This window comes from Pectobacterium brasiliense (assembly GCF_013449685.1).
Taxonomy (GTDB): Bacteria; Pseudomonadota; Gammaproteobacteria; order Enterobacterales; family Enterobacteriaceae; genus Pectobacterium; species Pectobacterium brasiliense_A.
Map to the genome: position 1 here is coordinate 1 of NZ_JACDSF010000118.1, position 1146 is coordinate 1146.

A 1146-nucleotide genomic window follows, 5' to 3' on the forward strand; every position below is an offset into this window, starting at 1 on the left:
GTCATGCAGGCTCTTGCCGTCAAACAACACTTTGTATCCCACCCACATGGTGGCCAGCGTGATAGTGACGGCAGCCAGCCCGAGCAGGCCGGTGGAAGTGTTGCTCAGCGTCTCATTGGCTTTATTAAACCCGCTGTCTGCTGCCAGCACAGGGGTTGTCATTAGCAAGGACGTGAGGACGGGCTTTCGTTTCATCATTGTTCCTCCTGGGAGCAGGGGATGGGTAACGCGCCGCGTATCACGGCGTTGGGGTAGCGCAGGGATGTCAGAACTGGCGCAGCGTTATCGGTAAGCTCGCCACGCATTACAGCGGTGGGGTAATGGATTTCCGGCACGAGCTTTTCGGCGGGAGGTCGCTGCCGGTCTTCCCGCGTTGACGGTACGGCGTAGCCGATGCGCTGGATGTAGCTGGTCTGGTTAAACGCGGATTCCGGCTGTTGGCCGGTCGTGAAATTTCCCGAGTAGTAGCAACTGAGTGCACGCTTGAGGGAACCGCCGCGGCGGTAGCAGTCGCTGAGGATGTGCTCAAAGACGGACAGGTTGGTACAGGGGTCAAGAAGGTCGCGGGCGGTCACGCCGTAATGACGGAAATTGGTGCTGGTGATTTGCATCAGCCCGACCGAATAGCGTCGGCCCTGTGCCGTCAGCTGTCTAATGATGTTGGCGGCCTCATCCCTGCTGGCGGGGGAATGTGAAGTCACGCCTTTGCCACCGGGCAGAATCTCAGCGATGGCGTACGGATTCAAGCTGGATTCGACCCGCGCCACATCAAGCGCCGTGGACGGGTGAATGCTGGTGGCGCACTGCATCGACAGCGTAAGAAAGGCTGTGGTGGNNGGGTGTATACCAAGCCCCTGCCGGAGGAAGGTCAAAAGCGGATTAAGCAGAGGCGGTATCCTGCGAAATGCCGCTATCTTCTCTGGGTTCAAGCAGCACCAGCTTGCCGGAGACAGCAATACCGGGTGTCAGCATGATATTCAGGCCAGACTTACCGTTATGAGCAAACGCCACGCCAACCCTGGTCCAATACGTGTTTATTTCGCCCTGTGCATCGGGTTGACTTTCCTGGGTGACAAATACGTGATAAATGGGTTTTCGCATGAGGCCTCCTCTACTAAAAACAACGATGAGTTAAATAAATGTCAC

At 57.0% G+C, this 1146-nt stretch carries 3 protein-coding genes; all 3 read right to left on the reverse strand.

Annotation, left to right across the window (positions count from 1 at the left end; translation table 11 throughout):
- The coding region (locus H0248_RS21525) for a TrbC/VirB2 family protein (RefSeq protein ID WP_374705286.1) at positions 1-198 on the reverse strand (198 nt) is incomplete at its 3' end.
- Positions 195-809 carry a lytic transglycosylase domain-containing protein gene (locus tag H0248_RS21530; protein WP_180787428.1) on the reverse strand — a complete coding sequence of 205 codons (615 nt, stop codon included), beginning with the start codon at positions 807-809 and terminating at the stop codon, positions 195-197. The genes H0248_RS21530 and H0248_RS21525, both read right to left, overlap by 4 nt.
- A gap of 70 nt (positions 810-879) precedes the next feature.
- A complete protein-coding gene (locus H0248_RS21535; protein ID WP_024359933.1) occupies positions 880-1101 on the reverse strand; it encodes a hypothetical protein in 222 nt (73 codons plus the stop codon).
- Positions 1102-1146: the final 45 nt, after the last annotated feature.